The sequence below is a fragment of the Montanilutibacter psychrotolerans genome (assembly GCF_003719825.1).
In the GTDB taxonomy this organism is placed as follows: Bacteria; Pseudomonadota; Gammaproteobacteria; order Xanthomonadales; family Xanthomonadaceae; genus Montanilutibacter; species Montanilutibacter psychrotolerans.
The window spans coordinates 291,515-317,917 of record NZ_RIBS01000001.1; the positions used below are offsets into that span (position 1 = coordinate 291,515).

Annotated in this window: 28 protein-coding genes; 5 read left to right on the plus strand and 23 right to left on the minus strand. The window is 68.9% G+C overall.

Annotated elements, in window-relative coordinates; all coding sequences use genetic code 11:
• Positions 1–252: 252 nt before the first annotated feature.
• From EER27_RS01205 to EER27_RS01245, 9 genes are all read right to left on the minus strand, one after another.
• Positions 253–615 carry a non-heme iron oxygenase ferredoxin subunit gene (locus EER27_RS01205; protein ID WP_123086203.1) on the minus strand — a complete coding sequence of 121 codons (363 nt, stop codon included), beginning with the start codon at positions 613–615 and terminating at the stop codon, positions 253–255.
• Positions 612–1,169: a GNAT family N-acetyltransferase gene (locus tag EER27_RS01210; protein ID WP_123086204.1), complete on the minus strand. Its 558-nt coding sequence runs from the start codon at positions 1,167–1,169 to the stop codon at positions 612–614. The genes EER27_RS01205 and EER27_RS01210 overlap by 4 nt, the downstream gene beginning before the upstream one ends.
• Before the next feature lie 101 nt (positions 1,170–1,270).
• Entirely contained in the window at positions 1,271–2,527 is a 1,257-nt protein-coding gene (locus tag EER27_RS01215) for a cysteine desulfurase (RefSeq protein WP_123086645.1), read from the minus strand.
• Positions 2,528–2,532: 5 nt separating this feature from the next.
• On the minus strand, positions 2,533–3,828 hold the full coding sequence (sufD, locus tag EER27_RS01220) for a Fe-S cluster assembly protein SufD (protein ID WP_123086205.1): 1,296 nt from the start codon (positions 3,826–3,828) through the stop codon (positions 2,533–2,535).
• A gap of 1 nt (position 3,829) precedes the next feature.
• Positions 3,830–4,624 (minus strand): Fe-S cluster assembly ATPase SufC, encoded by a 795-nt coding sequence (gene sufC, locus EER27_RS01225; protein WP_123086206.1) that lies wholly within the window; start codon positions 4,622–4,624, stop codon positions 3,830–3,832.
• A 4-nt stretch (positions 4,625–4,628) separates the two neighbouring features.
• Positions 4,629–4,970 carry a DUF3703 domain-containing protein gene (locus EER27_RS01230; RefSeq protein WP_223807113.1) on the minus strand — a complete coding sequence of 114 codons (342 nt, stop codon included), beginning with the start codon at positions 4,968–4,970 and terminating at the stop codon, positions 4,629–4,631.
• Positions 4,967–5,170: a 2-hydroxymuconate tautomerase gene (locus tag EER27_RS01235; protein ID WP_123086208.1), complete on the minus strand. Its 204-nt coding sequence runs from the start codon at positions 5,168–5,170 to the stop codon at positions 4,967–4,969. The genes EER27_RS01230 and EER27_RS01235 overlap by 4 nt, the downstream gene beginning before the upstream one ends.
• 3 nt (positions 5,171–5,173) lie before the next feature.
• Positions 5,174–6,637, minus strand: a complete 1,464-nt coding sequence (gene sufB, locus EER27_RS01240; RefSeq protein WP_123086209.1) for a Fe-S cluster assembly protein SufB — start codon at positions 6,635–6,637, stop codon at positions 5,174–5,176.
• Between the two features lie 15 nt (positions 6,638–6,652).
• Entirely contained in the window at positions 6,653–7,114 is a 462-nt protein-coding gene (locus EER27_RS01245) for an SUF system Fe-S cluster assembly regulator (RefSeq protein ID WP_123086210.1), read from the minus strand.
• A 289-nt stretch (positions 7,115–7,403) separates the two neighbouring features.
• Between EER27_RS01245 and EER27_RS01250 the strand changes: the two genes are divergently transcribed.
• The 3 genes from EER27_RS01250 (at position 7,404) to EER27_RS01260 (ending at position 11,405) form a co-directional block, all read left to right on the plus strand.
• On the plus strand, positions 7,404–7,880 hold the full coding sequence (locus tag EER27_RS01250; RefSeq protein WP_123086211.1) for an SET domain-containing protein: 477 nt from the start codon (positions 7,404–7,406) through the stop codon (positions 7,878–7,880).
• Between the two features lie 149 nt (positions 7,881–8,029).
• On the plus strand, positions 8,030–8,830 hold the full coding sequence (locus EER27_RS01255) for a 3-hydroxybutyrate dehydrogenase (protein ID WP_123086212.1): 801 nt from the start codon (positions 8,030–8,032) through the stop codon (positions 8,828–8,830).
• Positions 8,831–9,146: 316 nt separating this feature from the next.
• A complete protein-coding gene (locus tag EER27_RS01260; protein WP_123086646.1) occupies positions 9,147–11,405 on the plus strand; it encodes a DUF5916 domain-containing protein in 2,259 nt (752 codons plus the stop codon).
• A 78-nt stretch (positions 11,406–11,483) separates the two neighbouring features.
• On the opposite strand, the gene EER27_RS01265 is transcribed toward EER27_RS01260, so the two are convergent.
• The 10 genes from EER27_RS01265 to fusA all read right to left on the minus strand — a co-directional run bounded on the left by EER27_RS01265 (position 11,484) and on the right by fusA (position 19,912).
• Positions 11,484–11,957 (minus strand): putative toxin-antitoxin system toxin component, PIN family, encoded by a 474-nt coding sequence (locus tag EER27_RS01265; protein ID WP_123086213.1) that lies wholly within the window; start codon positions 11,955–11,957, stop codon positions 11,484–11,486.
• Between the two features lie 4 nt (positions 11,958–11,961).
• Positions 11,962–12,681, minus strand: coding sequence for a hypothetical protein (locus tag EER27_RS01270; RefSeq protein WP_123086214.1), 720 nt, complete (start codon positions 12,679–12,681; stop codon positions 11,962–11,964).
• Positions 12,678–13,367, minus strand: coding sequence for a hypothetical protein (locus EER27_RS01275; RefSeq protein ID WP_223807114.1), 690 nt, complete (start codon positions 13,365–13,367; stop codon positions 12,678–12,680). Before EER27_RS01275 ends, EER27_RS01270 begins: the two co-directional genes overlap by 4 nt.
• A 7-nt stretch (positions 13,368–13,374) precedes the next feature.
• Entirely contained in the window at positions 13,375–13,944 is a 570-nt protein-coding gene (locus EER27_RS01280; protein ID WP_123086216.1) for a DUF1439 domain-containing protein, read from the minus strand.
• Between the two features lie 73 nt (positions 13,945–14,017).
• Positions 14,018–14,587 (minus strand): pilin, encoded by a 570-nt coding sequence (locus EER27_RS01285; protein WP_123086217.1) that lies wholly within the window; start codon positions 14,585–14,587, stop codon positions 14,018–14,020.
• Between the two features lie 43 nt (positions 14,588–14,630).
• Positions 14,631–14,951, minus strand: a complete 321-nt coding sequence (locus EER27_RS01290) for a helix-hairpin-helix domain-containing protein (protein WP_123086218.1) — start codon at positions 14,949–14,951, stop codon at positions 14,631–14,633.
• A 34-nt stretch (positions 14,952–14,985) separates the two neighbouring features.
• Positions 14,986–15,555: a hypothetical protein gene (locus tag EER27_RS01295; protein WP_123086219.1), complete on the minus strand. Its 570-nt coding sequence runs from the start codon at positions 15,553–15,555 to the stop codon at positions 14,986–14,988.
• A 130-nt stretch (positions 15,556–15,685) separates the two neighbouring features.
• Positions 15,686–16,288, minus strand: a complete 603-nt coding sequence (locus EER27_RS01300; RefSeq protein ID WP_123086220.1) for a pilin — start codon at positions 16,286–16,288, stop codon at positions 15,686–15,688.
• 75 nt (positions 16,289–16,363) lie between these two features.
• Positions 16,364–17,662 carry a DUF2272 domain-containing protein gene (locus EER27_RS01305; RefSeq protein ID WP_148040886.1) on the minus strand — a complete coding sequence of 433 codons (1,299 nt, stop codon included), beginning with the start codon at positions 17,660–17,662 and terminating at the stop codon, positions 16,364–16,366.
• A 177-nt stretch (positions 17,663–17,839) separates the two neighbouring features.
• Positions 17,840–19,912 (minus strand): elongation factor G, encoded by a 2,073-nt coding sequence (fusA, locus tag EER27_RS01310; protein WP_123086222.1) that lies wholly within the window; start codon positions 19,910–19,912, stop codon positions 17,840–17,842.
• Positions 19,913–20,135: 223 nt separating this feature from the next.
• Here fusA and EER27_RS01315 point away from each other — a divergent pair, with 223 nt between their 5' ends.
• Both EER27_RS01315 and EER27_RS01320 read left to right on the plus strand, forming a co-directional pair.
• Positions 20,136–20,570, plus strand: a complete 435-nt coding sequence (locus EER27_RS01315; protein WP_123086223.1) for an OsmC family protein — start codon at positions 20,136–20,138, stop codon at positions 20,568–20,570.
• A gap of 132 nt (positions 20,571–20,702) precedes the next feature.
• On the plus strand, positions 20,703–21,485 hold the full coding sequence (locus tag EER27_RS01320; protein WP_123086224.1) for a glycine zipper 2TM domain-containing protein: 783 nt from the start codon (positions 20,703–20,705) through the stop codon (positions 21,483–21,485).
• Between the two features lie 78 nt (positions 21,486–21,563).
• Here EER27_RS01320 and cueR read toward each other — a convergent pair whose 3' ends face one another.
• From cueR to EER27_RS01340, 4 genes are all read right to left on the minus strand, one after another.
• On the minus strand, positions 21,564–22,073 hold the full coding sequence (cueR, locus tag EER27_RS01325) for a Cu(I)-responsive transcriptional regulator (protein ID WP_123086225.1): 510 nt from the start codon (positions 22,071–22,073) through the stop codon (positions 21,564–21,566).
• A gap of 15 nt (positions 22,074–22,088) precedes the next feature.
• A complete protein-coding gene (locus EER27_RS01330) occupies positions 22,089–24,518 on the minus strand; it encodes a heavy metal translocating P-type ATPase (protein WP_123086226.1) in 2,430 nt (809 codons plus the stop codon).
• Between the two features lie 80 nt (positions 24,519–24,598).
• Positions 24,599–25,480 carry a PhzF family phenazine biosynthesis protein gene (locus EER27_RS01335; RefSeq protein WP_123086227.1) on the minus strand — a complete coding sequence of 294 codons (882 nt, stop codon included), beginning with the start codon at positions 25,478–25,480 and terminating at the stop codon, positions 24,599–24,601.
• Between the two features lie 46 nt (positions 25,481–25,526).
• Positions 25,527–26,393 (minus strand): PhzF family phenazine biosynthesis protein, encoded by an 867-nt coding sequence (locus EER27_RS01340; protein ID WP_123086228.1) that lies wholly within the window; start codon positions 26,391–26,393, stop codon positions 25,527–25,529.
• Positions 26,394–26,403: the final 10 nt, after the last annotated feature.

A 26,403-nucleotide genomic window follows, 5' to 3' on the forward strand; every position in this document is an offset into this window, starting at 1 on the left:
GGCAAGCTCCGCACGGTGGGCCAGGGCCCACCCTACGCATCGGCGAGAAGTTGTAGGCCGGGCTCAAGCCCGGCACATGCGGATCGGCAAGCTCCGCACGGTGGGCCAGGGCCCACCCTACGCATCGCCGCGGCGAGAAGTTGTAGGGCGGGCTCAAGCCCGCCGCATGGGGGATTGCGTGAGAGCGTTGCGCTCCGACGGGGCGTTCACCGAGCCGGGTTGAGCACGGGCAGGGCGCCCGTGGCGGGGGGCTCAGCGGTCGTCGCGGGTCCAGACGCCCACGTCGTCCACCTTGACCGGGAATTTCACCACCGGCTCGTACGCCGGAGGGCACAGGGGACGGCCATCGCGCACGTCGAACTTCGCGCCATGCAGCACGCACTCCACCGTTGCCTCGTCGCCGTCGAACGTACCGGCCGAAAGCTCGAACTCCTCGTGCGAGCAGCGGTCTTCGAGCGCGTAGAAATCGCCGTCGTAGTTGCAGACCATGATCGCCGTGTCGCCGTCCCAGGCCACCGTCGACTCGCCGGGCAGCAACTGCGAGGTTGCGCAGACGAAGACCCACGACGCATCGGCTGCGCCGTCACCGGCCGTGGTGGTGCCGGCGCCGCTCACAGCGACTTCTCGAGGATCTCGAAGCGCAGGTCGTCGCGCTTGGGCTGGCCGAAGCGCGCATCACCGTACGGGAACGGCTTGAGGATGCCGGTGCGGCGGTAGCCGCGGCGCTCGTAGAACGCGATCAATTCTTCGCGGACGTCGATCACCGTCATGCGCATCACCGTCAGTTTCCAGTCGTCGCGCGCGATGCGCTCGGCCTCGGCCAGGACGGTCTTGCCGATGCCCGATCCCTGCAGGCCGGGGGCGACCGAAAACATGCCGAAATAGCCGGTCGGCGTGCCGTCGTCGGCGTTGTCGACGGCGACATGCGCGCAGGCCAGCAGGTCGCGTGCGCCGCTGTCGAGGTCGCGTTCGGCAATCAGCATCAGGCTCTGCGAACGATCGATGCAGGCGCCGATGTCGTCCGGGCCGGTACGGCGGCCGCCGAGAAGATCGGCTTCGGTGGTCCAACCCTGCTTGCTGGCGTCGCCGCGGTAAGCGGATTCGACCAGGGCGACCAGGGCGTCGGTGTCGGCGTGGGTGGCGGCGCGGAACTGGATGGTCTGGGTCATTGCTTCGGCAGAAAAAATGGCGGTTTTGGAAAGTCGGACGCGGTGGCGACGGCACGGCGTGGCACGGCACGCGGCCGTTGCCGGGCATCGCCGCAACGAGGTTATCCGAGCAAGCGGCGCACTTTGTGGATGGCTGCCACGAAGGCATCCACCTCGTCGAACGTGTTGTAGAACGCCAACGACGCGCGGCAGGTCGCAGGCACGCCGAAATGGTGCATCAGCGGGTGTGCACAGTGGTGGCCGGATCGAATCGCGACGCCTTCGAGATCGAGCAGGGTGGCCAGGTCGTGCGCATGCGCGCCCTCGACGAGGAAGCTGATCACCGCGGCCTTCTCGCGTGGCGTGCCAAGGATGCGCAGGCCGTCGATCGTCGACAGCGCCTGCGTGGCGTACGTCAGCAGCTCCTGTTCGCGCGCCTCGATGTTGGCCATGCCGATCGAAGACAGGTAATCGACCGCGGCGCCAAGGCCGATGAAACCGGCGATGTTGGGCGTACCGGCCTCGAACTTGTGCGGCGCATCGTTGAACACCGTGCCCTCGAAGCGCACTTCCTTGATCATCTCGCCGCCACCGAGGAACGGCGGCATCGCGTCGAGGTGTTCGCGGCGTGCCCACAGCGCACCGGTACCGGTCGGGCCGGCCATCTTGTGTCCGGTGATGGCGTAGAAGTCGCAACCGATTGCGGCGATGTCGAGCGCGCGATGGGGCGCGGCCTGCGAACCATCGACGACGGTGACGATGCCGCGCTTGCGTGCCTGGCGGCAGATCTCCCGCACGGGGTTGACCGTGCCCAGCACGTTGGACACGTGCGTGATGGCGAGCACCTTCACTTCCGGGGTCAGCAGCCCGTACAGCTGCGCGAGGTCGAGCTCGCCGCGGTCATCGAGCTCGGCGACCTTGATCACCGCGCCCGTGCGCTGCGCGACCAGCTGCCACGGCACGATGTTGGCGTGGTGTTCCATGCGCGTCAGGACGATCGCGTCGCCCGGCTGCAGGCGCGGCAGCGCCCACGAGTACGCAACCAGGTTCAGTGCGAAGGTGGTGCCGCTGCACAGCACCAGTTCGTCACCGCGCACATTGAGGAATCGCGCCAGCTTGTCGCGCGCGCCTTCGTAGGCCTCGGTGGCCTCGGTGCCGAGCGCGTGCACGGCACGGCTGACGTTGGCGTTGTGGCGGCGGTAGAAATCGTCGACCGCCTCGATCACCGCGCCCGGCTTCTGGCCGGTGTTGGCCGAGTCGAGGTAGACCAGCGGCTTGCCGTGGACCTGACGTTCGAGCAGCGGGAAATCCGCGCGGACGCGCGCCCAGTCGATGCCGCCGGTGTCTGCAACGGGGAGGTGCGACGGTGGTTGCTGCATGTGGCTCATGCGACCTCCAGGCGTGCCAGCGCGACGTCGAGTCGGGCGGCGAGCGCGCCGCGCGCGAGGTCGTCGTCGATCACCGACAGCGTCTCCCGGCAGAATGCAGCGGTCAGCAACGCGCGCGCCTGCTCGGCCGGCAGTCCGCGCGAGCGCAGGTAGAACAGCGCCGTCGGATCGAGCTGGCCCACCGTCGCGCCGTGCGCGGCCTGCACTTCGTCGGCGTGGATCTCCAGCACCGGCTGGCTGTCGATCTCCGCGCCTTCGGTCAGCAGCAGGTTCTTGTTGGACAGCGTCGCGGAGGTGCCGTCGGCGCCCTCGCGGATCAGGATGCCGCCGTGGAACGCGGCCTTCGAGCGCCCCGCGCCGAGGCCGCGCCAGGTCAGCTCGCACGTGCTGTCGCGACCGACGTGGTCGATGCCAAGGCGCGTGTCCAGGTGGCGCTTGCCGGTTGCCAGCAACACGCCGTTGGCGTGCAGCCGGGCGCCTTCGCCGTGCAGGGCGACGTTGAGTTCGTGGCGCGACAGGCCCGCGCCGAGTTCGAGGTCGATGCGCCGGTACTCGGCCGCGCGCGCAAGCACCGCGTCGGTGCGCGAGATCAGCGTCGCGCTGGTGGCTTCGTCCTGGATGCGCGCGTGTCGCAGCACCGCGTCCGGCCCCAGGTGGACGTGCATCACCGCGTTGGCGAGGTGCGCGTGTGCGGCGTCGCCGAGTTGGTGCTCGACCACGGTCAACGCCGCGCCCTCGCGCAGCTCGATGAGGTGGCGAAGGTGCCAGGCGCGATCGCCCTGGCTGGCGGTGCCGACGAACACCAGCTGCACCGGCACCGTGGCCCGCGCGCCGGCTGCCACGCGCAGCACCACGCCTTCATCGGCGAGCGCGGCGTTGACGCGCGCGAAAATCTCGTCGGCGCGATCGAAACGGCGTGCCAGGAAGTTTGCCTCGCGCGTCTCATCGGCGACCAGCAACTGCGACACCGGCTGCAGCGTCACGCCATCGGGCAGGCCGGCGAAATCACTGTGAGTCGCATCGAAGCGGCCGTTGACGAACACCATGCGCGGCGCGGGAATGCCGGCCAGCAGCGCGGCGTCGACGGAGACCGGCGTGGCGTCTGGCGACGCGAACGCGCGTCGCTCCAGCGAGCGCAGCGGCGTGTACTTCCAGGCCTCGACGCGCGCGTGCGGCATGCCGTCGTGCAACGCCGCAGCCAGTGCAGCGCGGCGGCTGTCGCCAAGGCCGGCGGCATCGCGCGCGGTCAGCGCTTCGAACGAGTTTGCGAAGGAGTCGAGCAGGGCACTCATGTCAGGCCGCCGTGCCCGCAGCGCGCCCGGCGGCTTCGGTGATGCCCGGCGCAATGCGGTCCTTCACCCATGCGTAGCCGTGCGCCTCGAGTTCGAGCGCGAGTTCCGGGCCGCCGCTCTCGACGATGCGGCCATCGGCCAACACGTGCACGACGTCGGGCTTGATGTAGTCGAGCAGGCGCTGGTAGTGGGTGATCAACAGGAACGCCCGGCCGGCCGAACGCAGCGCGTTGACGCCGTCGGCGACGGCCTTGAGTGCGTCGATGTCCAGACCCGAGTCGGTCTCGTCGAGGATGGCGAGCTTGGGTTCAAGCAGGGCCAGCTGGAAGATCTCGTTGCGCTTCTTCTCGCCGCCGCTGAAGCCTTCGTTGACGCCACGGTGCAGCAGCTCGTCCTTGAGGTGCAGCACGGCCAGCTTCTCGCGGACCAGCTTCAGGAACTGCATCGAGTCGAGCTCACTCTCGCCGCGCGCCTTGCGCTGCGCGTTGAGCGCGGCTCGCAGGAAATAGGTGTTGTTCACGCCGGCGATCTCGACCGGGTACTGGAACGCGAGGAACACGCCGGCCGCGGCGCGTTCTTCCGGCTCCAGCGCAAGCAGGTCCGCGCCTTCGAAGCTCACCGAACCCGAGGTGACCTCGTAGCCTTCGCGACCGGCCAGGATGTTGCCGAGCGTCGACTTGCCCGCGCCGTTGGGACCCATGATCGCGTGGACCTGTCCGGGCTGGATGTCCAGCGACAGGCCCTTGAGGATTTCCTTGCCGGCGACGCTGGCGTGGAGGTTTTCGATCTTCAGCATGGTGTTAGTCCAGGAACGGCCGCAGGTCGCCGGGAACCGGCATCGGCTTGAAAGGATTGACGTTGGCACCGCCGGTGTTGCCGGTCGGAACCCAGATCAGGGATTTGGTCAGTGCCGCGACGATGCGCGGCAACTGGCCGAGGATTTCGCGGCGGTCGCGGCGGGTCCACCCCAGCCGCAGCATCCGCCAATGGCTTCGCGCGTGCGCCAAGGTGTCGCGCTGGCCAAGGATGTGCGCGCGCTCCAGATGCGCGAACGCCACGTCCAGCGCGCCGCGCGCCTGCGCGGCATCGGTCAGCGCCAGCTCGTTGCGATAGGCCTGCGCGGTGGCGGGGCGCATCGTCATGCCGGCGGGTCCGGGAATTTCTCGTGGCAGAGCTGGCCGCCCATGGCCCAGTTCTCCTTCTTCACCTCATCGATGACGATGTGGATGCCGGCCTCGGTGCAGCCGCAGATGCGCGACATCTCGCGCGTGAACACCTCGACCAGCTCGCGCTTCTGCTCGAGCGTGCGGCCTTCCCACATTTCCACGCGGACGATGGGCATGGCTCAGCCCACCGAGCCTTCGAGGCTGACTTCGAGCAGCTTCTTGGCCTCGACCGCGAATTCCATCGGCAACTCGCGGAACACCGACTTGCAGAAACCGTCGACGATCATCGACACCGCGTCCTCCTCGCCGATGCCCCGGCTGCGGCAATAGAACAGCTGGTCGTCGCTGATCTTGGACGCGGTGGCTTCGTGCTCGACCGTTGCCGTGGGGTGCCTGACCTCGATGTACGGGAAGGTGTGGGCGCCGCACTTCTTGCCGATCAGCAGGCTGTCGCACTGGGTGTGGTTGCGCGCGCCTTCGGCGCCGCTGCCGACCCGCACCAGGCCGCGGTAGGTGTTCTGGCCACGACCGGCGCTGATGCCCTTGCTGATGATCTTGCTCTTGGTGCGCTTGCCGACGTGGATCATCTTGGTGCCCGTGTCGGCCTGCTGGCAGTGGTGGGTCAGTGCCACCGAATAGAACTCGCCGCTGGAGTCGTCGCCGATCAGCACGCAGCTGGGGTACTTCCAGGTGATCGCCGAACCGGTCTCGACCTGCGTCCAGCTGACCTTGCTGCGTGCGCCGCGGCACTCGGCGCGCTTGGTCACGAAGTTGTAGATGCCGCCGACGCCGTTCTCGTCGCCGGGGTACCAGTTCTGCACGGTCGAGTACTTGATCTGCGCGTCGTCGAGCGCGACCAGCTCCACCACCGCCGCGTGCAGTTGGTTCTCGTCGCGCATGGGCGCGGTGCAGCCTTCAAGGTAGGAAACGTAGCTGCCTTCCTCGGCGATGATCAGCGTGCGCTCGAACTGGCCGGTGTTCATCGCATTGATGCGGAAGTAGGTGCTCAGTTCCATCGGGCAGCGCACGCCCTTGGGGATGAACACGAAGCTGCCGTCGGAAAACACCGCCGAGTTGAGCGCCGCGAAGTAGTTGTCGCCGGTGGGCACCACGCTGCCGAGGTACTGCTTGACCAGCTCGGGGTGGTCGTGGACGGCCTCCGACAGCGAGCAGAAGATCACGCCCTTTTCGGCCAGGTCTTTGCGGAACGTCGTGCCGACGCTGACCGAATCGAACACCGCGTCGACCGCGACGCCGGCCAGCTTGGCGCGCTCGTGCAGCGGCACGCCCAGCTTCTCGTACGTGTCGAGCAGTTCCTGGGGCACTTCGTCGATCGAGGCGTACTTGGCCTTCGGCGCGCTGTAGTAGCTCAGCGCCTGCAGGTCGATCGGGGCGATGTTGAGCTTTGCCCAGTTGGGCATCGGCATGGTGAGGAAGTGCCGGTACGCGGCCAGGCGCCAGTCGGTCATCCACTCCGGCTCGCCCTTCTTGGCCGACAGCGCACGGATGACGTCCTCGTCGAGGCCGGGCGGCAGGCTGTCGGATTCGATGTCGGTGACGAAGCCGGCCGCGTACTTGCGGCCGAGCTGCTCGTGGATTTCGACGTTGGTCGACGGGCTGGTTTCGATGATGTCGGTGGCCATGGGGCTGCCTACTGTCTAGATGCTGGCCAGGTGCAGGTCGATGCGCCTGGCACTGGTGGGGTCGGGGGGCGGGCCGGGTGGTTGGAGCATGTGCGCCAGCGTCACGCCGCGCAGGGCTTCGACCACCACGTCATTGATGCGTCGCCAGTTGGCGCGCACCCCGCAGGACTGCTCGATCCCGCAATTGCCTTCGTGGACGCTGCACTCGGTCATGCCCAGCGGCCCTTCCATGGCCTCGACGATCTCCAGCAGGCCGATCCGGGAGGCGTCCCGGGCCAGCCGGTAGCCGCCGTTGGCGCCACGGAAGCCTTCGACCAGGCCTGCCTGGGCCAGCGGCTTGAGCAGTTTGCTGACCGTGGGCGTCTCCAGCCCCGCGCTTTCGGCAAGCTCCGACGCACTCAGCACCTGGTCGGCGCGAGCGGCGAGGACGGTCAGGACGACCGTCGCGTAATCGGTGAGCTTGGTGACGCGGAGCATGGTCAGCGGTGTTCCGGGTGAATCCGTACCGGAATTGTACGTTTTACCGTGGGCGCGGCCAACCCCGCCGCAATGTCGTTCACGGGCGCGAAGACCGGGACAGCACCCCGGAACCCGGATCCAGCGTCGGGCAGCACCGGCTTCAGCCGCCCCAGGTCCCGCGGCCCCGGTTCAGCGGCCTGGCTCCGAGCGCCTGCGCCGGCCCGCCGCCGCCGCCGCCGTGTCCCGGATGGCCAGCGCCGCGGCTTCCGGCCAGAATGCGCGTCCGCGCTCCCAAGGAAACCGTCGCATGCCGCGCAAGATCGTCGCCCGCCGTTCCGCCATCCACGGCAACGGGGTGTTCGCCATCGCCCCGATCGCCAAGGGCGAACGCGTCATCGAGTACAAGGGGCGCCGCCGCACCCATGCCGAAGTCGACGCCGGTGACACCGGCGATGCCGACTCCGGCCACACCTTCCTGTTCACGCTCAACGACGAGTACGTGATCGATGCCAACCACGAAGGCGGCGTCGCGCGCTGGATCAACCACAGCTGCGCGCCCAACTGCGAGGCGGTGATGGAAGAGCACGACGGCGACGACCGCCGCCGCGACCGCGTGTTCATCGAGGCGACCCGCGATATCGCCCCCGGCGAGGAGCTGTCGTACAACTACGGCATCGTGCTGGCCGAGGCGCACACCGCACGCCTGAAGAAGATCTGGGAGTGCCGCTGCGGCGCCGGCAACTGCACCGGCACGATGCTGCAACCCAAGCGCAAATCGAAGTAACGCCAGGCCGGCCGCGCGACGCGGCCGCCCGGCTCCTGCCGCCACTGCGCAACCGGACCAACGGCCAATGGCCGGCGCGACCGGCTGCGCGCGAGACTGGTTGCGACGCGCCGATAGAATGGCGCGATCCGCCAACGCAGGAGTCCGGCATGAGTTCGATTGAAGGCAAGGTCGCCATCGTCACTGGCGCGGCCAGTGGCATCGGCAGGGAAATTGCGCGGGAACTCGCCCGCGCGGGCGCCGCAGTCGCCATTGCCGACCTCAACATCGATGGCGCCAACGCCGTGGCCGCCGAACTGGTGGCGACTGGCGCGCGGGCGATGGGCATCGCGATGGACGTCACCGACGAGGACGCCGTCAACGCCGGCACGGCGACGGTGGTCGAGGCATTCGGTGGCCTCGACGTCCTGGTGTCCAACGCCGGCATCCAGATCGTCAATCCGATCGAGCACTACGCCTACGCCGACTGGAAAAAAATGCTGGCGATCCACCTCGACGGCGCGTTCCTGACCACCCGGGCCGCGTTGCCGCACATGTACCGCGCAGGGGCCGACGGACGCAGTCGCGGCGGTGTGGTGGTGTACATGGGCTCGGTGCATTCGCACCAGGCCTCGCCGCTGAAATCGGCCTACGTCACGGCCAAGCACGGGTTGCTGGGCCTGTCGCGCACGCTGGCCAAGGAGGGTGCCAAGCACGGCGTACGCAGCCACGTGGTGTGTCCGGGCTTCGTGCGCACGCCGCTCGTGGACAAGCAGATCCCCGAGCAGGCCAGGGAATTGGGCATCAGCGAGGACGAGGTGGTCAGCCGGATCATGCTGGGCAACACGGTCGATGGCATCTTCACCACCGTCGAAGACGTCGCGCAGACGGTGCGCTTCCTGGTCGAGTTCCCGACGGCCGCCCTGACCGGGCAGAGCTTCGTGGTCAGCCACGGCTGGCACATGCAGTAGGCGGACACTGCCGGCACGCTGTCGCGCATTGGCCTACGCCGACCGTCTCGCCGGCACAGCACGGCACAGCACGGCACGCACGCACGCACGCACGCACGCACGCACGCACGCACGCACGCACGCACGCACGCACGCATCGCGCGATGCCGGAGATAGGCAATTGGTTAGCATGACTTCCGACAGTCGGTGACCTGGGGTGTGCGCGACTACGCTTTGCGCACCGACGCCCTGGAGCGACGGGCCCGCATGGATGCGGCTCAATCCGACGGAGCGCCACGTGGCGCCCGCGGTCATCAACGCGTTACCGGAACCCGTCATGCGCGCACCATTGTCATTTGCGATTCTCGCGGCCCTGGCCGCGCCCTCCACCGTGTCCGCGGTCGAGATCGACGGACGTGTCGACCCGGCCGAATGGCAGGGCGCTCAGCACATCACCGACTTCCGCATGGTCACGCCGCTGTCGCGCGAACCTGCCCGCTATCCGACCGAAGGCTGGGTGATGGCGACCCCGGACGGCCTGGCCGTCGCACTGCGCAATACCCAGGCGGCCGACGTGCCGCGCACGCGCCAGCGCGCCCAGCGCGATGTCGGCGGCGCCGCCGATCGCGTCAACCTGTATGTCGATTTCGACGGTGACAACCGCGCCGGCTACAACTTCACGGTGCTGCTGTCGGACAGCATCATCGACACCACTATCACCAACGAGAACCAGTTCAACGACGACTGGGACGGCGACTGGCGCCACGCCACCTCTGAGGATGACCAGGCCTGGTACGTCGAGATGCTGATCCCGTGGCACATCGCGCCGATGCAGGGCGGCAACGGCGACACGCGCACGATCGGCCTGTCGCTGGACCGCGTGATCGGCACCACCGGCGAGCGCATGGCCTGGCCGGCGGTGACGTTCACCGAGCAGAGCTTCATGTCGCGCTTCAGCCGCATCGAGGTGCCCAGGTACAGCCAGTCGCTGCTGGCGATCACGCCGTACGTGGTGGGCGTGTTCGACAACGTCAACCACAAGGGCGATTTCGACGGCGGCGCGGACCTGTTCTGGAAGCCCAACGGGCAGTTCCAGCTCAGCGCCACGCTGAACCCGGATTTCGGCCAGGTCGAGAGCGACGAACTGGTGGTCAACTTTGGCGCCATCGAGAGCTTCTTCAGCGACAAGCGACCGTTCTTCACCGAGAACCAGGCCTTCTTCGACGTGCCGTTCGGGTCGCTCAACACCGCCAACCGGCTGATCTACACCCGCCGTGTCGGGGCCCGTACCGATAATGACGACGGCTCGGGCGACGTCACCGCCGCGGTCAAGGTCAACGGCAGCGTCGGCGGCCTCAACTACGGTGTGTTCGCGGCCACCGAGGCCGACGAGGTCGGGCGCGACTTCTACGCCGTGCGTGCCACCCAGGGCTTCGGCGAGCAGGGACTGGGTGCGATGGTCACCCGAGTCGACCGGCCGTTTCTGGATCGCGTGGCGACCGTCTACGAAGTCGATCACCGCTGGGCGCCGACACCGCAATGGAACATCCGCACCACCGCGGTGGCATCGGATGTCGAACAGGCCGGCGCTCACACCCGTGATTCGGGTGCGCAAATGCGCATCGACCACGAATTGGGCGACGGCTGGCGCCAGCAGCTGTACCTGCTGCACCTGGGCGATGGCCTGCAGCTCAACGATTTCGGCTACCTGGAGCGCAACAACTTCAACTACGGCCGCTACGAGATCGCCCGGCGCATCACCGACCTGCCGGAAGATTCGCCGTACCGATCGCACGAGTGGCGCGGCGCGGTGTCGCGGCGGGTCAACGACGACGGCGTCCACATTGCCGACGCCTGGGCCATCAATCGCCAGAGCAACCGCCGCGATGGCGGCGATCAGTTCTTCGAGATCGCCAGCTGGACGGACGGCCACGACGACCTGATCACGCGCGGCAACGGCGTGGTCAACGTGCCTGCCAAGTACTTCCTGTTCGCCGAGCGATTCCGTCCGCGCAAGGCCCACTGGGCGTTCTACGGCAGTGCGCGCTACGCCGTCGAAGGCCTGAGCGGCGATCTCGACAAGGGCGCCGTCACGCTGGAGCTCGAGCCGACCTACCACGTCAACGACTCGCTCAGCTTCGTCACCGGGCTCGAGCTCAACCACAACCCCGACTGGCTGTTGTGGCGTGGCGGCAACCTGCTGGGCACCTACCGTTCGGACTCGTTGTTCCTCAACGCCGGCGCGGTCTGGCTGATCGACAGCAAGCAGGAGCTGCGGGTCAAGCTGGAGGCGATCGGTCTGGACGCGCGCGCGCAGCAGGCCTGGCGGGTGGCCCCGGACGGGCGCGCGTTGGCGGTGGACGAGGACATCCCGGACTTCTCGCTGCGCAACCTGGGCTTCCAGATCCGTTACCGCTACGAGCTGGCGCCGCTGTCGCACCTGTACATCGCCTACGTGCGCGGCGGCTCGATGTTCGACGAGTTCGAGCACGACAGCGCCAACGGCCAGGGCGTCGACCAGCAGTTCTTCGACGCGTTCGACCTGCGTGACAGCGAACAGCTGCTGGTCAAGCTGGCCTATCGCTTCGAGATCTGAGGCAGGGGGCCGGCGCGCGCTTCGACGGGCATTTCGACGCGCGCTGCCGGTGGACGGCTTGCCGCGGCTACAACCGGTTCACAGCCGCCAGTGGTCGGGCGACAGGATCTCGAACAGGCCGGCGCGACACGTGCGACCGGCCAGCGTCAACAGTTCGGCGTCGCGGCTCAGCAGCCAGCGCGCGCCGCTGTCGAGAGCCAGCTGCAGGAACTTCTGGTCGTCCTGGTCCTTGCAACGCGGGAGCTTCGGCGCGTCCGCGGTCGGCGCGGACGAAGGCAACAACCGCACCAGCGCGTCGAAGTCGGCCAAGGCCGCAGCGCGCGCGGGCGGTGGCAGCGCGAGCCGGGGATAGCCGAGCACGCGGACCCATTCGTCGCGGCATTCGGCGACGGTCACGGCCTCGATGTCGCCGCCCTGCAATGCACGCAACACCTGCGCGCAGCGCGGATCGGCGAACACGAACAGGTCCAGGCAGACGTTGCTGTCGAGCACGATCCTCGGAGCCGGACCAGCGCCGCGGGCGCTGCCGGTAGCGGGCGGGTGTGCGGTCATTCCGTCAGGGGGCGTCGGCGCGCGCAAAGCCGACGGTGAGCTGGTCGACCACCACGCGGGTGCCCAGCATCGGATAGCGGGGGTCGTTGCTCATGAAAATCGTGTCGCCGGACGGAAAGTGCTCGGTCACGGCAACGTGGTCGACGCGAAGGCGCGCGCCCCGGCGCACCGGGTCGCCCTCGCGCGGCGCGAGCCGGCCGCCTTTCCAGTCGGTGATCGTCCCGCCGTAATCCCAGTCGAAACCGCTGAACGCCACCGCAGCGCCATTGAGCGCGACCAGTTCGTGCAGTCTCATGCCGATGTGCACGCCGTTGTCGAACCGCCATCGCGATGTCGGCTCGCGCACCAGCACGGTGTCCAGGCCACGCAGACCGGTCTCGTCGGCGAAGTACAGCAGCGCGCTTCGCTGCGGATCGTCGGGGAACAGGGTCACGCCGTTCGCGGTGGTGCCTTCGGGGCCGTCGATCTGGCCGACCCGCACGTTGGCCGCACCGAACAGTCGGCGCAGCTCGTCCACGCCCGTATCGGCGCGCAATGCGCCGGGCAACAGCAATTGCGCCGATGCCTGGGGCGACGTGGAATCGGCAGCAGCCGACGTTGGCGGCGTGACGGCAGGCGGTGCGACAGGTGTGGCGACCGGTGCGGCATCGCGCTGGCAGGCACCGAGCAATGCCGCCAGGGCCAGTGCGAGCGGTACGGCGACGCGTCGGCCGCGGCGGGTCATGGTGGCGCCTCGCGCAAGTCGGCAGTGGCGATGCGCCACGCACGTTGCTCGGGGCTGGCGCCGTCGACCACGGACCGGCGCAGGGTGAACGAACCGGAATAGCGGCGCACGGTTCCATCGCGCTGGCGCGCGTCCAACGCCACCGGCACCTCGATGTGGCGCGAGCCGGCACCGGCGTCGATGCGACCCGGCGGCAGGATTTCCAGCGAGACGCCGGCGGTGTCGCCGAAGCCGTCGGCGAACTCCTGCGGCGTCTGGCCAGTGGCGCGGCCGCCGTCGGACCACAGCGCGTAGGCGTTGGCGAACCGGCCGCCGTTGATCGCGGCGTAGTAGTCGCGCACAACGGTCAGGGCTTCCTGTGCGGTCGGCTCACCCGGAATGTCGGTCGGCCCGACACCGTCGGTGGCCGGGTCGGTGAGCGACGCATCGGCCGGCAACAGGGGGTTGCCATCGGCATCGAGAAGAGGCTCGGCCGGCACGTCGGCCACGGGAGGGCCGACCGTGCCCGGACCGGGCGAGTCGGGCATGCCGGTGATGCTGCCACCCTTGCTGGTGGGAACCGGCAGCGGACTGTCGTCACCGCCCTGTGCCGTCGGACCGCCGGAGGTGGTGCGTTGCTTGTCGTCACAGCCGGCAAGCAGGGCGGTTGCGAGCAGCAGCGCGATGACGGGAAGTCGGTTCGACACAATCATCCTATTGCCCAAGGTGGACCACGACCTGGCCGTCGTTGATCTCGGTGGAGCCGATCCGACGTGCGCCGAGGCGGTCGAGCAGGCTGTTGTCGAAGCGGTACACCGGCTCGTCGCGCGCGTAGTCGACCAGCCAGGTATTGAGCATCTGGCGTGAGGTGGCGTTCATGACGCCCCCCAGCGCACGCACGTCGACATGTTCGATCGCCGGCTCCTGCAGGTGCAGGCCGCGCGTGGAAGGATCGAAGCGCAATGCGCTGGTCAGCGCGAAACTGCCGGTCGGGCGGGAGCTGTCGCTGCCCAGCGCGCCCAGGCCCAGGTCGAAATCCAGGCGCAGGCGGTGGCTGCCCGGCGGAATCGACAGGCGCGGGTTCATCAGGGTCAGCGACACCAGCCCACCGAGCTTGTCGTAGTGCTTGGGGAAGTTGCGGTTCAACGATTGCTGCAGCTGCAGCTGGCTGAACACCACTTCGTTGCCGAGCAGGGCCGACACCGCATTGAGGGTGGAGCAGCCCGCGATCGTGGCGGTGGCGGCGATGGCGACCGACAGGGCGAGAAAACGGCGACGGTTCATCGGCAGGCTCCGAAGGGCAGGCGCGCACGATACCCGGCTGGCGGTGAACCGGGTATCGCCGCGGCCGGTCGAATCACATCGTGCAGTCGTTCTTGCGCTTCAGGTAGTCCTTGATCAGGTCCTGGAATTCCGCGTCGCCCATCACCGAGCAGTTCCAGGTGACCAGACCCGGGCCGTCGCTGGGGGCGAGGGTGATGCTGGATCCGCTGACGAACGGTTCGCCGAAGCTGACGCGGATGCGGCCGCCCGCGCCCAGGTCGATCTCGTTCGCGCCGCCCTTCCACTGGTCGGCGCTGGTGTGCATCTGGTCGAAGCTGTACGGCCACTCGCTGTTGCTGGCGTAGTAGCTCATCACGCTGTCGCGCAGGTTGAACGCGCGGTCCAGCGGCAGCGCCACGGCATCGGCGAGCTGGTCCTTCCGGATCGCACCTTCGAGATTCTTGCGCGCAATCTCGGTCACGCGCGCGTCGTTGGCCATCGCCTCGCGTTCGAGCGGGCTCACCAGCGAGTCGTCGTTCTGCGCGACCGGTGCCGCTTCGGGAGCGGCCTCGGCCTTGGACGAGGTCAGCCAAAGCACGCCGTTGTAGCCCACCAGCACCACGAACAGCACACCCATCCACACCATCAGGACTCGCGGATTCATCGCAACTTCGACCGGGAAAAGGCCGGCGAATGTACCGCACCGCTCAGCCTCGGCGAAGCCCCGGGGGCAACCGCGCCTCCACCGCATCCCAGTCGGCCTTGCGTTGGGCGGTGAACGCCCACCAGGGTCGGCCGTCGTCGTGGTCGGCGAACGCCACCGCGGCCATGAAGGTGTCCAGCACACAAGGGTCCTGGCGCGCCTGGGTCAGCCGGCACAGGCGCAGGTACAGCTCGACCGGGTCCTTGCCGCGCAGTTGCACCGCGCGCTCGATGCCGAGCGCGCGCAGGTCGTCGGCCAGCGACGGTCCGATGTTGGGGATATCGGTCAGCCGCTTTGCGGCATCGGCGGTCGGGGCCTTGGGCATGACGGCAGCGGACCTGGGTGGGCGTGCAGTCGACTCAGGCGGGGAGCAGCAGCTTGCAGCCGCGGATCTTTGCCTGGGCCTGTGCGGCATTGTCCACAAGGCGGTACTGGTAGCCACTGCTGACCATGCCCATCTGCATTTCCTGCTCGATGTAGACGATCTCGCCGGCGGCCACGTTCACCTGCATTGGCCCGGCGCACTTCTTCGAGCCGGCCAGCTCGTGCGTGCCGGGCGCCACTTCCAGGCGGTAGAAGCAATAGCCGCGGGTCTGGCCGATCAGGCGCTGGTCCAGCAGCAGGTCCCTGCCGACCAGCATGCCGACGTACTGCTTGCGGAACACGTACAGCACGCCCTTGTCGGCAACCGGTGCGAACTGCAAGGCGTCCTGCCGTTGCGCGCTGCTGGCCTTGCGCGTGGCCTGGTTCTTGAAGCCCAGCAGCCAGACGACATACACCGCGAAGGCGACCACGATCAGCAATCCCCCCCAGCTCACGATCGCGTGCAGCGACGATCCGCGTGACACGAAGGACAGGGCGATGCCGACGAAGGTGCCGACGAAGATGAAGGGCAGCATCTTGAGCATGCTGGCGCGACCAAGGTTCATGAATTGCCTCACGGGGTTGGGGGAAGTGGGAGGAGGAGCCGGCGAGCGGGGGCGGGATTGCCGGCCGGCCGCGGGGAACGGGAGACACAGGGGCGCGTCGCTGTCGACGCGTCCCGTCAACGCCGGTGCGTCATCGGCAACCGGCCACGTAACGGGCCAGGTTGTCGTCGCCTTCTGTCGCGCAGCGCCACTCGATCATGCCGTTGGCTTTGGCCACGGGGGTCATGACGATACGGCCGGCGGACGACAACGGCTCGCGCAATGCCAGCGCGATCGTGCCCTGGGGACCGATGGTCACCGCCTTCACCGCGCCACCGGCGAGGTCGGCGGTCGAGCCCAAGCCGGCCGCTGAGGCATCGGCGGGCCATTGGTTGTTGGTCATGTAGAACTCGGTGATCGCGACGCGGGGCATGTTGGCGCGCGCCAGGGCATCGTTGCCCAGTTGCCGCATCTGCTGCTCCCGGCTGGTCTGTTCGATGGCCGCCCGGTTCTCGGCAACGCTGCGCTTGAGGTCGGCGTCGAGCTTTCCGGCAATGGCGTCGGCTTCGCTGCGCGCGCTGTCCAGGTCGAGGGCGGCCGGCTGCGCCGCTGGCCTGGCCTGCAGGTCCGCGATGGTGCGCGCCTGGGTGTCCGCGCGTGGCTTCAGCACCCAGTGGTCGTAGCCCAGCAGGGCAAGGAAACCGCCGATCAGCACGGCGACGAAGGTCAGCAGAAGGTGGAGCGGTCGATCCATGAGCGCGCGGCATCCGTCGGCAGTCAGGCCGACCCGGGCAGGGAGGATACCGGTGTCTGCACCGCGCGCGGCGAATCAGCGTCCGCCGCGCCGCCGCGTCGGCTTGGACGTGGCAGTCGGTGGCGTAGTGGAAGCGGGTGCGACCGCGTCCGGCGTGGTGTCGGTCGGCGCCGCCGCGGGCAGCGGACCCGGCGCCGGCGACCCGGTACTGGCTGCATAGCGCCGGTGCTCCTGGAACAGCGCCAGCATGCTCGGGCTGTCGTCGAGATCGTGCGTGGCACCGCCGGGGTCGCGCAGTTTCAGCACGGCGAACCAATGGTTGGCGCCCGCCAGTTCGCCATCGGCCAATGGGCGGCCTTGGCCGTCGGTGGCGATGACCGACAGTGTCACGGCCTGGGCGACGTTGCCGCCGATGCCGTACAGGCGGTGATGCGCCGGGTCGGACTTGACCACCAGGTCGCAATGCATCGCGCCGGCGCCGTTGTTGCGCACGTCGGCGATCGACCGGTAATGCGATCCCGAGCGCGCGGTGCACAGCAGATCGCCGGGTTCGGGCAGTGTCTCGTCGAGGTTGTAGGCCAGGTAGGCGTGATAGGGGTCCTGGCCGTCGCGCGCGTGCACGGCCGCCCGGACGTACTCGTAGTGCGAGCCGCTGCGCCGGAACGCCTGCTGCGACATCCCCGACTCGCAGGCCAGCCACGACACGAATGCGGCCGACCACGGCACCGCCCAGCCGGCGTCGCGCGATCCCAGGTTGAGCAGCGACTGCACGCGCAGCGCGCCATCGCCACCGCTGGCGGCCCAGTACCCGGCGATCGTCGCGCCGACTTCGGGGTCGTCCTCCATCAGGCCCAGCCGCAGCGCACGCCGCGCCACGCGTGGGCCGATCGCGAAGTTGCGGCGCGTATCGAGGATCTCGAACGGATCGGCCGCGGTGCCGCGCGGGACCGCGGTGACCTCACCCATCGAAAGGTCGAGCACGGGCAGCCCGAACCAGGCCCACTCGGCCACGGCCAGGTCGATCATGCGCGCGCGCGCGTTGCCGCCGGGCACGGGCTGCGACGGGCAGGACAGATTGAGCGCACGCCAGCCCGGCGCGCTGACCGGCACGAAATCACCGTTGGCCGTGCGTCGGTACAGCGGCTCGAACGTCCACGCGTCGCTGGCCAATTGCACCGGCAACGCGTTGCCGCGATCCAGCACCACCCGGCGTGCCGGATCGGCGAATCCCGGCGGACGCGGATAGCGCGGGATGGTGCGGTTGTAGTCGACTGGCGCGGTGTACACGTAGGCGCCCGATTGCGCCGCGGCCGGTGGAGCGGCCATCGGCAGGGCCAGGCACAGCAGCCACACTGCAGTGGATTCCGGTCGCATCGCGTTCCCCTTGCACGGATCGCTGTCGCCGTTGCTCGCATCGCGCCTCTTCCGATGCAGGCGCGCGGCGCGCATGCACCGGGACGAAGTACCGCGTCAGTCGGCCCACGCGATACCCCGGCCGGCCCCGGCACAGGTAAGGGCAACGGCAATGCCGCCGCCCTCCGGTCGCCTGCCTCAATCCTCCTCTTGCCTGGGCTTGTAGGCCTCCATGAGCTTCTGCTGGACGTTCGGAGGCACCGGCTCGTAGTGGCTGAAATCGAGCGAGTAGCGCCCGCGTCCGGCGGTCACCGATTTCAGTTCGGCCGCATAGCCTTCCAGTTCCGACAGCGGCACCTGCGCCTTGACCACGATCTCGTTGCGCACCGTGTCGGTGCCGTTGATGCGCGCGCGCTTGCTGGCCAGTCCGCCACTGATGTCGCCCATGTTCTGCTCGGGGGCGTTGACCTCCAGATCGACGATCGGCTCCAGCACCTGCGGACGTGCCTTGCCGATCGCGTCGAGGAAGGCCTTCTTGCCGGCGGCGACGAACGCGATCTCCTTGCTGTCCACGCTGTGGTGCTTGCCGTCGTAGACGATCACGCGCACGTCCTGCATCGGGTAACCGGCCACCGCGCCGTGGTGCAGCACCTGGCGCACACCCTTCTCGACGGCGGGCAGGAACTGCCCCGGGATCGTGCCGCCCTTCACCGCATCGACGAACTCGAACCCGCCGCCGCGCGGTAGCGGCTCGATGCGCAGGAACACCTCGCCGAACTGTCCCGCGCCGCCGGTCTGCTTCTTGTGGCGATGGTGACCTTCGGCGGGGTTGCTGACGGTCTCGCGGTAGGCGATGCGCGGTGGGCGCGAATGCACGTCGACGCCGTGGCGTTCCTTGAGGCGGTCGAGATTGATGCGCAGATGCAGGTCGGACAGCCCGCGCACCACCGTCTCGTTGGTTTCGGTCTCGTGCTCGACGTGGAAGCACGGATCCTCTTCGGCGAGCTTGTGCAGCGCGGTGGCCAACTTCTGCTCCTGACCCTTGCTGGCCGCCTCGATCGCCAGTCCGAACATCGGCTTGGGGAACTCCATCGGCGCGAGGTGGATCTGGTCCTCGTCGTGGCTGTCGTGCAGCACGGCATCCAGATGCAGCTCGTCGACCTTGGCCACTGCCGCGATGTCGCCGGGGATCGCCTGTTCGATCTCGATGTGCTCCTTGCCGCGCAACTTGAACAGATGGCCGACCTTGAACGGCTTCTTGCCGTCGTCCACGAACAACTGGGTGTCCTTGCGCACCGTGCCCTGGTAGACGCGGAACACGCCGAGCTTTCCGACGAAGGGGTCGTTGACGATGCGGAACACGTCGGCCACCACGTGCGCAGCGGGGTCGGGCATGGCGTCGATCGGCTGCGCGTCGTCGCCGCGACCCTTCATGAAGGCCGGCGGGTTGGCCTCGGTCGGGTTGGGGAACAGCCGCTGCGCAACATCCAGCAGCTCCTTGATGCCCACGCCGCTGCGCGCCGAGCAGAACAGCACCGGCACCAGGTGTCCCTCGCGAAGGCATTGCTCGAAGGCATCGTGCATCTCGGTGCCCGACAGGCCCTCTTCGCCGACATCCAGGTAGTGCTCCATCACCGTCTCGTTGATCTCGACCACCTGGTCGATGATCTTCTGGTGCCAATCGGCAACCGCACCCAGGTCGCTGTCGCCTTCGGGACGCCGGTTGCTGCCGTAGCCGAAGCAGTCGACGACCGCCTTGCCACCATCGGCAGGAAGGTTGAGCGGCAGGCACTCGGGGCCGAAGCTGGTGCGCAACTCGTCGAGCACGCGCGCGTTGTCGGCATCGGCGTGGTCGATCTTGTTGACCACGATGACCCGACACAGGTTGCGCGCCTTGGCGTACTCCATCATGCGCCGCGAGCCGTATTCCACGCCGCCCTCGGCCGACACCACCACCACCACCGTCTCCACCGCCGCCAGCGCGGAAAGCGCCGGGCCGCGGAAGTCGGGGTAGCCGGGAGTGTCGATCAGGTTCAGGTGGATCGGCTGGCCGTCAACGACGTGGTCGATGCTGGCGATGGCGGCATCGAGCGAGTGGCCGCGCTGCTTTTCGATGGAATCGAAGTCGGAGATGGTGCTGCCGCGCTCGATCGTGCCTGCTGTCTGGATTGCGCCGCCGGCGTGCAGCAGGGCTTCGAACAGTGTCGTCTTGCCGGCGGCGGGGTGGCCTGCGAGGGCCGCGTTGCGGATGGATGTTGTGCTGTAGGACATGATCGGACTTCTCCCTGGAACCAAGGGTGGGAAGGCCGTCATGGCTGTCCGCGCTTCGCGCCGGAGCGTGGGCGCTCGGCGGGCGGTCATGGCGGGATGCAGGCATTGCGCCAGCACCGCCAGCGTCCCGCGGCGGGGCGCACGGGTCAAGTCCGGCCGGTCGCGATGCCGCGCTAACAAATGCCTGCGTAGCCTGTCGCCTTTCAAATCAACGGAGACCGCCATGGGTATCTCGCGCCATGCCACTGCTCACTGGGAGGGCGACCTCAAGTCCGGCAAGGGCCAGCTCAGCACCCCGCAGAGCGGGTTGATGGACAACACGCGCTACGGATTCAACAGCCGCTTCGGCGACGAACGGGGCACCAACCCCGAAGAACTGATCGCGGCCGCCCACGCGGGCTGTTTCACCATGGCGTTGTCGGCCAAGCTCACCGAGGCGGGCCACCCGCCGGCCAGCCTGGACACGCGTGCCGATGTCGACCTGTCGATGGAGGGCGGGCCGACGCTCTCGCAGATCCGCTTGAAGGTAGTGGCCGAGGTGCCGGGCATCGATGCCGCGCGGTTCCAGGCCATCGCCGAGGACGCCAAGGCCAACTGCCCGGTGTCCAAGGCGCTGGCAGCGGTGCCGGTGAGTCTGGATGCCACGTTGAAGGGGTGAGTGTCACCGGAGCCGTGGGGTAAGGCTGTCGGCCGGTTGAACGCACCGGCCCCGGGCCGGTGCGGTTCAGGCGCAGTTGCCCGGCGCGGCTCGACGATCCGCCGTACGCCATCCCGGCGTCTGGAGTCCACGATGAAGCGCCTGCTCGTTTCCACCCTTGCCCTGGGCCTCGCGGTAGTGACCAGCGTGGCTTCCGCCCAGACCTACGGACAACCGGACTACGGTTACGACGGCTACCCCCGCACCGGCAACGTGTACCCGGACCGCACCGGCAACGATCGCCATGCCCAGTACGACTACGCGCGCGTCGTGCGTGTCGACCCGGTGATCGACGCGCGCTATGGCCAGTCGACCCCGCGTGGCAGCTACATCAACGATCGTGGTCAGCGCTGCTACGAGAACCGCAGCAACGGGTACGACGACAGCTACCAGGCCAGTTACCCCGACAACGGCTACTACGGCGGCGACTACCGCGATCCGCGCCAGGACGGCTACTACGACCGCAACGGCGATTACCGCCGCAATACCGGCGGCACCGAGACCGGTCGCAACGTCGCCACCATCGTCGGTGGCATCGCCGGCGCGGTGCTGGGCAGCAAGGTGGGCGGCGGCAGCGGCAGCTACGCCACCGCGGCCATCGGCTCGATGGTCGGCGGCATGGCCGGGCGCAGCATCTACAACCAGACCCAGCGCCCGCGCAACCGCGTCGGCACGGTGGTCAGCTGCGACTCGTACCCGGACCGCAACAACTACTACCGGACCGGCGGTTACGACAATGGCGACTACGCCACCGGTGGCTCCGGTGTCAGCGCCTACGACGTCACCTACGAATACGCCGGCCGCCACTACACCACGCGCACCGCCTACCACCCCGGTGAGCGCATCCGCGTGCGCGTGGACGTGCGCCCGGAGTAAGACACCGGTCGGCACGCAGACCAGGGGCGGCTGCTGGGGCGGGCCGTGCCCACACGGATTGACCCCGTCTAGAGACCCTCACGCTTCGACGCGGGGGTCTTTTTTTGGGCCTCGGCGCGCGGGCGCGTCAGGGGCTTTGGCGGCGGGTGCGGCCGCCAGGTCGTCTAGGATCGGGCAGGCCGGGCGTTCGTCGCCGTGGCAGTGTTGCGCGAGATCTTCCAGCGTTCGCTGCATCGCCTGCATCTCTCGCACCTTGTTCGCCAGCTCGTCCGCGTGTGCCTGCGCCAATGCCTTGACCTTGGCGCTGGCGCGACGGGGGTTGCCCCACAGATCCAGCAAGGTCTGGATGTGCTCCAGCGAAAAGCCCAGCGTGCGCGCCCGCTTGATGAAGCGCAGTCGGTGCAGATCGGTGTCGCTGTAGAGCCGGTAATTGGCGAAGGTGCGCGTCGCCGGCGCGATCAGTCCGATGGTTTCGTAGTGCCGGATCATCTTCGCCGACAGGCCGCTGAGCCCGGCGGCTTGGCCGATGTTGTGCAGGCCTTCGCGGCGGGCATCGGCCAGTTCGGGGCGGGGCAGGGAACGGGGCATGGCGGGCTCTCGGCGTCAGTGGCGCGCACGCGGCGCCCAGCGCCGCAGCAGCAAGGTATTGGAGACGACACTCACACTCGACAACGCCATCGCGGCGCCGGCGATGACCGGATTGAGCAGGCCGGCGGCGGCGAGCGGAATGCCAATCAGGTTGTAGATGAACGCCCAGAACAGGTTCTGGTGGATCTTGCGGGTGGTGCGCCGAGAGATGTCGATCGCATCGGCGACCAGGCGCGGATCGGGACGCATCAGCGTGACGCTGGCGGCGTGCATCGCCACATCGGTACCGCTGCCCATCGCGAAGCCAACGTCGGCAGCCGCGAGCGCCGGTGCATCGTTCAGACCATCGCCCACCATGCCCACGAGGCCGTCGTCAGCGAGGCGCCGGACCGCATCGGCCTTGTCGCGGGGCAGCACGTCGGCCTGGACGTCGCTATCGGGTATCCCCACCACCCGCGCGACACCGAGTGCCGCGCCGCGATGGTCACCCGACAGCATCACCGTTCGCAGGCCCATTGCCTGCAGCGCGGCGATGGCTTCGCGAGCTTCCGGCCGCGGCGGGTCGCCAAACGTCAGCAGTGCCTGCGCCTGCCAACCCGTCGCCGTCTGGCGGGCGAGCCAGGACACCGTACGGCCGGCCTCGGCGGCCGCCGTGGCGACGGTTGCCCCGACACCACGATCGACGCCCAGCGCATCCAGCCAGGCCCCGTTGCCGAGCACCCAACGCACGCCGCGGACCCGACCATCGACGCCGCGACCGGCAACGGCAATGACGTCCGTCGCCACCTCCCGCGCTACGCCACGCTGCTGGGCCGCATCGAGCACGGCACGTGCCAGCGGGTGTTCGCTGCCAGCCTGAAGCGCGGCGGCGACGCCCAGCGCCTCGGCATCTGCCAAACCAAACGTTTCCAGCCCGGCCAGGGTCGGCTGCCCCGCGGTCAGCGTGCCGGTCTTGTCGAAGGCAATGGTGCGCAACCGGCGCGTGGTTTCGAGCGCTTCCGCGTCCTTGATCAGGATGCCGGCGCGGGCGGCTACGCCGGTGCCGGCCATGATTGCCGTCGGTGTCGCCAGGCCCAGTGCGCAGGGGCAGGCAATCACGAGCACGGCGACGGCGTGCAGAACGGCTTGGCTCCAGTCGCCGTCCAGCAGGCCCCAGCCCAGCAGGGTCGCGACAGCGATCAGCAGCACGATGGGCACGAACACGGCGCTCACGCGATCGACGATGCGCTGGATCGGCGCCTTGCGCGCCTGCGCGTCCTCGACCAGGCGAATGATGCGCGCCAGCGCCGACTCGGCGCCCACGGCCGTCGTGCGCACGCGCAGCCGGCCTTCGCCATTCACCGCGCCACCGGTGACGCGATCGCCTGGGGCTTTGGGCACCGGCAGGGATTCGCCGCTGATCAGTGATTCGTCGCTGTGGCTGCGTCCTTCGATGATCTCGCCATCCACGGGAAGGCGTTCGCCGGGCAGGACAAGCACGACGTCGCCGGGCGCCACCGCGTCGATCGGAACGTCTTCCTCGTGCTCGCCGCGCTGCACGCGTGCGGTGAGTGGACGCAGCGCCTGCAGCGCGCGAATCGCTTCGGTGGTCTGGCGCTTGGCCTGCGCCTCCAGCCATTTGCCGAGCAGGATCAGCGTGATTACGATCGCCGACGCCTCGAAATACAACGGCGGCGCACCGTGGTGCGGCGGGACAGCCAACAGGTGGTAGACGCTCAGGCCATAGCCGGCGCTGGTACCGAGGGCGACCAGCAGGTCCATGTTGCCGGTTCGCGCCTGCACCGCCTTCCAGCCGGCGCGATAGAAGCGGGCGCCCAGCCAGAACTGCACCGGCGTCGCCAGCAGCCATTGCAGCCAACCCGGCAGTTCCCAGTGCGCACCAAACGGCATCGCCAGCATCGGCAGCGCCAGGGGCAGCGAAAGCAGCGCTGCCAGGACGAGGTGCCGAGCCTCGCGCGACGCGGTGGGCCGCTCGACCTTCGGCGACGACGCTCCGGTCGCCGCAGTTTCGGTGCGAACCCCGTAGCCGGCGTCCACGATGGCCTGCTGCAGCGCCGCCCGCGGGGTGCCGGCGAGAACCTGCACGCGCGCCGTTTCGGTAGCCAGGTTGACCGAAGCCGACTGGACGCCGGGCACCTTCGCCAACGCTCTCTCGACCCGGCCGACGCAGGACGCGCAGGTCATGCCGAGGATGCCCATCGCGATTTCCTCGATGGCGACGCCAAAGCCGGCGGCTTGGATCGCCGCGGCCACCGCCGCCGTGGACACCGAGCCGTCGGTGGTGACCGACGCCATCTCGGTGGCCAGATTCACACTGGCGTCCTGGACGCCCGGCAGCTGCTGCAGGGCGCGCTCGACCCTGCCCACGCAGGACGCGCAGGTCATGCCTGTCACGCCAAAGCGGAACTGGGTGGTGCTGTCGGTTGGTGGAAGTGACAAGGCCATGGCGGTCTCCACAATGATGTGGAGGCCACCATCAAGCTTCCCAAGGTGGGAAGGTCAACACCCTGCCGTGGCCTTGACCGTCAGGCTGGCCAGTCGATCTCGCCGCGCACCACGTTGCAGATGTGGCCGCCGGACCAGACCTCGCCGTCGCCGTCGACCTGCAACTGCAGGCGCGCATCGAAGCCGACCTCGCGTCCCTGACTAACCGTGTAGCGACCATCGCGGCCGGGCAGGGCGTCGTTGTGCCGCAGCCAGGCGGCGAGCGTGGCGTTGGCCGCACCGGACGCGGCGTCCTCGAACTGCGCCGGCGCACCAACGAAGGCGCGCACGACCAGGTCGTAATCGTTGCCGGCATCGGCACGCGCGAACGCACACAGGCCCATGGTCTCGGTGCTCTCTGCCAGGTGGCCGATCGCGGCCCAGTCCGGGTGCGCGCCGCGCAGCGCGGCTTCGTCGGACAGCTCGGCCAACCACCAACGGCGGCCGCCGTCCATCAGCGCCGGCGGCAACGGGCCCAGGGTCAGTCCGGCCAGTGCACCGGCCAGGCGCGCGTCCGCGGCGTCGGCGATCTCGACCACGCGCGCGCGCGGCGTGCGCACCGCGATCGTGCGTGCCGTGCCATCGCCATCGACCGACAACGGCAACAGCCCGGCAACGCCTTCCTGCAGCAGGCGGCCGTCGACGGGCGTGGCCAGTCCGGCTTCCAGCACCACGTGCGCGGTGCCGACGCTGGGGTGCCCGGCAAACGGCACCTCGCGGCGCGGGCTGAACATGCGGATGCGGTAGCTCGCCCCCGGCGCGGCGGGCGGGAACACGAAGGTGGTTTCCGGCAGGCGGGTCCAGCGGGCGATCGCCTGCATCGCCGCGTCATCCAGGCCTTCGGCATCGAGCACCACGGCCAGCGGGTTGCCGGCGCCGGGGCGGTCGGCAAATACATCCAGTTGCAGATAGCGGCGTTTCATCGGGGGGTCGACACGCGGTGGGGAAGGGCCGCGAAGGGCGCGCAGCTTACCAAGCAAGCTGGCCGCGGATCACCGGTTGGACCTGTCCGCCGATCCAGATGCCGCCGTCGGCGTCGACGCGGACGCTGACCCGCCCGTCGCGGCCGATCTCACGCCCCTGGCTGGCGACGTAGCGGCCGTCGCGGCCCGGCAAGCGCCCCGCGGCGGCCAAGGCCGCGGCGGCGCACGCGTTGGCGCTGCCGGTGACCGGGTCCTCGTCCATGCCATCTCCAGGGCAGAACGCGCGCAGAACGAGCTGGTGATCGTCGCCGTCGACCCGGGCGAACACCGCCAGGCCGCCGGTATCTGTGGCGCGGCTGAGCGCGGAAATCGCGGCCATGTCGGGGGTGGCGCCACGCACGGCGTCGGCGTCGGCCAGTTCGACCATCCACCACAGCGGCCCGCCATCCCAGGCCGCCGGGGGCAGCGCGCCGCGCGCGAGGCCACCACAGGCGGCGTTGAGTAACGCCTCGTAGCCGCGCGCATCGAACAGCTCCCGCGGACGAGGCGCGCGCACCGACACCGAACCGTAGTCGTCGACGCGCACCGGCAGCAAGCCGGCCGCGCACTCCTGCACCAGCACGCCGTCGCGGGCGCGGGCCAGGCCCTGGTCGAGCACGGCCCAGGCGGCGCCGACGCTGGGGTGGCCGGCAAACGGGTATTCCTGGTTCGGTGTGAAGATCCGCACCCGGTAGTCGGCCTCGGGCGTGGTCGGGGGCAGCAGGAAGATGGTTTCGGACAGGTTGGTCCAGGCCGCGAACGCCTGCATCGCCGCCTCGTCCAGGTCCTGCGCATCGACCGCGACCGCCAGAGGATTGCCGGCGCCGGGGCGGTCGGCGAACACGTCCAGCTGCAGAAAGCGCCGTGCTGACATCGGTCCGGTC

Excerpts from the sequence above, each read along its gene's own strand:
- sufC (WP_123086206.1), bottom strand. The coding sequence starts at position 4,624 with ATGCTGAAGATCGAAAACCTCCACGCCAGCGTCGCCGGCAAGGAAATC.
- sufB (WP_123086209.1), bottom strand. The coding sequence starts at position 6,637 with ATGGCCACCGACATCATCGAAACCAGCCCGTCGACCAACGTCGAAATC.
- EER27_RS01235 (WP_123086208.1), bottom strand. The coding sequence starts at position 5,170 with ATGCCCATCGTCCGCGTGGAAATGTGGGAAGGCCGCACGCTCGAGCAG.
- EER27_RS01280 (WP_123086216.1), bottom strand. The coding sequence starts at position 13,944 with ATGAACCGTCGCCGTTTTCTCGCCCTGTCGGTCGCCATCGCCGCCACC.
- EER27_RS01210 (WP_123086204.1), bottom strand. The coding sequence starts at position 1,169 with ATGACCCAGACCATCCAGTTCCGCGCCGCCACCCACGCCGACACCGAC.
- EER27_RS01250 (WP_123086211.1), top strand. The coding sequence starts at position 7,404 with ATGCCGCGCAAGATCGTCGCCCGCCGTTCCGCCATCCACGGCAACGGG.
- EER27_RS01290 (WP_123086218.1), bottom strand. The coding sequence starts at position 14,951 with ATGCCCAAGGCCCCGACCGCCGATGCCGCAAAGCGGCTGACCGATATC.
- EER27_RS01295 (WP_123086219.1), bottom strand. The coding sequence starts at position 15,555 with ATGAACCTTGGTCGCGCCAGCATGCTCAAGATGCTGCCCTTCATCTTC.
- EER27_RS01255 (WP_123086212.1), top strand. The coding sequence starts at position 8,030 with ATGAGTTCGATTGAAGGCAAGGTCGCCATCGTCACTGGCGCGGCCAGT.
- EER27_RS01270 (WP_123086214.1), bottom strand. The coding sequence starts at position 12,681 with ATGACCCGCCGCGGCCGACGCGTCGCCGTACCGCTCGCACTGGCCCTG.
- EER27_RS01215 (WP_123086645.1), bottom strand. The coding sequence starts at position 2,527 with ATGCAGCAACCACCGTCGCACCTCCCCGTTGCAGACACCGGCGGCATC.
- cueR (WP_123086225.1), bottom strand. The coding sequence starts at position 22,073 with ATGCCCCGTTCCCTGCCCCGCCCCGAACTGGCCGATGCCCGCCGCGAA.
- EER27_RS01320 (WP_123086224.1), top strand. The coding sequence starts at position 20,703 with ATGAAGCGCCTGCTCGTTTCCACCCTTGCCCTGGGCCTCGCGGTAGTG.
- EER27_RS01245 (WP_123086210.1), bottom strand. The coding sequence starts at position 7,114 with ATGCTCCGCGTCACCAAGCTCACCGATTACGCGACGGTCGTCCTGACC.
- EER27_RS01340 (WP_123086228.1), bottom strand. The coding sequence starts at position 26,393 with ATGTCAGCACGGCGCTTTCTGCAGCTGGACGTGTTCGCCGACCGCCCC.
- EER27_RS01315 (WP_123086223.1), top strand. The coding sequence starts at position 20,136 with ATGGGTATCTCGCGCCATGCCACTGCTCACTGGGAGGGCGACCTCAAG.
- EER27_RS01285 (WP_123086217.1), bottom strand. The coding sequence starts at position 14,587 with ATGAATCCGCGAGTCCTGATGGTGTGGATGGGTGTGCTGTTCGTGGTG.
- EER27_RS01265 (WP_123086213.1), bottom strand. The coding sequence starts at position 11,957 with ATGACCGCACACCCGCCCGCTACCGGCAGCGCCCGCGGCGCTGGTCCG.
- EER27_RS01335 (WP_123086227.1), bottom strand. The coding sequence starts at position 25,480 with ATGAAACGCCGCTATCTGCAACTGGATGTATTTGCCGACCGCCCCGGC.
- EER27_RS01330 (WP_123086226.1), bottom strand. The coding sequence starts at position 24,518 with ATGGCCTTGTCACTTCCACCAACCGACAGCACCACCCAGTTCCGCTTT.
- fusA (WP_123086222.1), bottom strand. The coding sequence starts at position 19,912 with ATGTCCTACAGCACAACATCCATCCGCAACGCGGCCCTCGCAGGCCAC.
- EER27_RS01260 (WP_123086646.1), top strand. The coding sequence starts at position 9,147 with ATGCGCGCACCATTGTCATTTGCGATTCTCGCGGCCCTGGCCGCGCCC.
- EER27_RS01300 (WP_123086220.1), bottom strand. The coding sequence starts at position 16,288 with ATGGATCGACCGCTCCACCTTCTGCTGACCTTCGTCGCCGTGCTGATC.
- sufD (WP_123086205.1), bottom strand. The coding sequence starts at position 3,828 with ATGAGTGCCCTGCTCGACTCCTTCGCAAACTCGTTCGAAGCGCTGACC.
- EER27_RS01230 (WP_223807113.1), bottom strand. The coding sequence starts at position 4,970 with ATGACGATGCGCCCCGCCACCGCGCAGGCCTATCGCAACGAGCTGGCG.
- EER27_RS01305 (WP_148040886.1), bottom strand. The coding sequence starts at position 17,662 with ATGCGACCGGAATCCACTGCAGTGTGGCTGCTGTGCCTGGCCCTGCCG.